A 2,806-nucleotide genomic window follows, 5' to 3' on the forward strand; every position below is an offset into this window, starting at 1 on the left:
CAATTCTCTATCAAAAAAGATCATCTTCGATCCGATACACTCTCCAGCCACAGCGTTGCGGCCAATGTCGATGACCATCGGGGTGACCTCACATTCGGCGGCTCCAAGTCCCAACGAGCTGCAAACATTCCGGACGAACTGCCGGTACCGTTGCGGTGCTGGAGAAGCTTCGAGCAGCCTTGATCCGTGGAAGATGTTGAGACTTCCGTCCGGCGCTCGGTAACATTGGTGAATAAGGCTCGCGCCACCCGGATCACTTGCGCGTGGCGCGATGCAGTCTTGTAGATGGTCTTCAGAGAAAGCTTGGCCGCAGACCCCTCCCGCGAAGGCAAGAAATACGCCGATGCAGAGAAAAACGGTCGAGACACACCGGAATGAGACGTTTCTCAAACTCTCGGCGTCAAGCCAGTTCTTTTCGGGATCGAAACAGCATCGTCCAATCTCCCAGAAGCAAAGGGCAGACAGCGAGACGTTGCCCGCCTTCGGCTGTTTTGTGCCTGCTATTCCGTGTTGCTGTTGAAGCAGTCACGATAGATCCGCCACGACCCGTCTTCGTGCCGCTTGTGGATCGTCAGGAACTTTCCGTCGATTTCGACATCGGCTCCATTGCTCACCTTGGTGGCGGTGTAAACGCCTCGCGAATAGGCCATATCGCCGAGGATCACGATCTCTTCCGGTGTGACCGTCATCGCCTTTGTTCCCCCGGGCTTCTTCTTTTTCGTGCTTTTGGCGACGGCATCGTATCCGCGCGCCGGAATCCCCGGCGGCATCTGGATGCCATCCTCATGCCAAACACCGAGCCGCGCATCCGCATCGGCGGAAACACCGGAGGCCGCATAGGTTTCCCATAGCGCTTCAATGGCGGCGATATCGGCGGCTTCATCTGCCCTCAGATCGGTGACCAATCCAATGCCAATAAGGCTGGTGGCTACCGCGATTGTGACGAGTTTCGTTGCATAAGAACGTTTCATGGACCTTCCCCCAATACGCCCTCGTCCACGTGGTGGAAGTATACACCTTACCCAAGGTAATAGAGATGATCTGAGTCATGCGAAACGGGCATTCACCAAACCTGCCTCAAGGTCTGTAATGCGCAGTTCGCGAACGCCCTGCGTCGTTCATCATGGGTGACCGCAACTACTCCTTACAGCCTCTCAGCCGAGCGAGGGGTAGCCATCTGGACTCCCAAGGAACCTACCTAGCCTGGACCATAGCTCCATCTCATCGATTTCGCATATCACGAGACCTGCTTGAACGCGTCCCTCAACTCTTCAAGGTGATCACCGAACTCGTCGGGGTATCCCCAACCCATCAGTCCGTCGATGCGTTCGAACTCCTTCTCCAGAAGAGGCAGGATTTCATCCGCCAATTTCAGATACTGCTCTTTCAGTAGACGGTCTTTGATCTGCCCGGCCATCGAGCACAAGCTGTCATAGAACCTTTCGTCGATGTCACCGAACTCCAGGGTGAAGTCGTTCCCGCATTGCACGTAATAGGTCATCAGCGTCAGTGTATCTCGGGCGTTGCCATTCGCCTTCCTGAACTCGCTGATCGCTTTGCGACCCTCGGACAGACGCACGCTTTGCTTCCACGGTTCATTTGGACAAACGGCGGAACGAATGCGCTTTTTGTAGGGCGTCAACGTTTGTTTCGATGCCGGCTGCTGGAGCAATCGGGCGTTCAGGAATGCCGTGTTTTCGGGGCTGAGACGGTACAGATCTTGAACGAGCCCCATCAACTGTGTGTCTGACTATCCCGAGATGAGTTGCTGGATATCTTTCCATGACGGTTTTGCTGAAATCATCGATGGTGTCCGAGGGTGCTTTCCAATGGTGCTCGTTTTGTAGAACTAATTCGGCGCGTCCATAGCCTGCCTCAGCGCACGTTGGAAAGAGTAGCAGTTACTCAGCCAAGGGGAGGTCAGCCGCCTGGGCTTCCGAGGCTCCGACCATACTGGGCAAGCATTGTGCGACCCGCTCCCTCACTGGACGGGCTCGTTGAGCCTGCGTCACGCTTGCCAGTACAGTGACAACCGGAATGCTCAGAGTACATTTGTTGGAAGTAGGTACGCATTATTTGCCTACTTCTAGCGCTCTTTTCCATTTTTAGCAGAGCAAGGGTGGAAGGCATTGGTGGAAGCTCACCGCTCCGTCCGTATTTTGTTTTTTATCAATGAGATAAATACAGAGTACCAAAATGGCGGAGGCGGTGTCAGCCGCACTATTCAGGCAGGCTCTTGAAATTAAGTCGATATTTTTTCACCTTCTTTCAGCGTACCACAAAAAATACCACGCCGTGACTTCAGATTGCGTGTTCAGGGGGAGGAGGCTTCAAGTGGCTCCGAGAGCGCGAACCAATCGACCGGACGCCTGGAGGCGACTGCAGACTGCTCCAACACTTAGCGCAAAATGCTCAAGGTCGAAATCTTTGAATTGAGGATGCGTACATCTTCGGGAGCGAACGGTTTCCGGTGCGAAGGGCTTAGAGATTGAACGCCCCCCCCTCGCATAGTGATTTTGGATTAGTCGGAGCGCCTCCCTATTTCGGCCTTTTTTAGAAAACCGGCAGCTCTGCCCCGAACCCGAACTTGTCGGCAATGCCGCGCAGCGCCCGCTCTACGTGCCTGTCGTGTTTTTGGCCCCGTAGTGCCTTGCAGCGTCCGCGCTCTCCGCAACGCAGCTACCAAACCAACAGACGCCCGCCAGAGAAGTCATAAGGCATTCGACATGAGCTTCGAAGGCTTTCGGCGGATCCCCAAAAGCCGGAAGCTGCAGTTCGAGGTCGGCGCGGCGAATGGCGGAGAAGA

General features: G+C 55.0%; 4 protein-coding genes. 1 reads left to right on the top strand and 3 read right to left on the bottom strand.

Translation table 11 applies throughout. From position 1 onward, the window contains the following. The coding region (locus R3X27_RS25345) for a hypothetical protein (protein ID WP_317711695.1) at positions 1 to 183 on the top strand (183 nt) is incomplete at its 5' end. 317 nt (positions 184 to 500) lie between these two features. Here R3X27_RS25345 and R3X27_RS25350 read toward each other — a convergent pair. The 3 genes from R3X27_RS25350 to R3X27_RS25360 form a co-directional block, all read right to left on the bottom strand. Further along, positions 501 to 971: a nuclear transport factor 2 family protein gene (locus R3X27_RS25350; RefSeq protein ID WP_317711696.1), complete on the bottom strand. Its 471-nt coding sequence runs from the start codon at positions 969 to 971 to the stop codon at positions 501 to 503. Positions 972 to 1,237: 266 nt separating this feature from the next. Next, complete coding sequence (locus R3X27_RS25355) at positions 1,238 to 1,738, bottom strand: hypothetical protein (protein WP_317711697.1); 501 nt, start codon at positions 1,736 to 1,738, stop codon at positions 1,238 to 1,240. An 877-nt stretch (positions 1,739 to 2,615) separates the two neighbouring features. Continuing rightward, on the bottom strand, positions 2,616 to 2,806 hold a 191-nt coding region (locus tag R3X27_RS25360; RefSeq protein WP_317711698.1), incomplete at its 5' end, for a hypothetical protein.

Origin of the sequence: Tropicimonas sp. TH_r6 (genome assembly GCF_033101155.1) — a bacterium.
In the GTDB taxonomy this organism is placed as follows: Bacteria; Pseudomonadota; Alphaproteobacteria; order Rhodobacterales; family Rhodobacteraceae; genus Tropicimonas.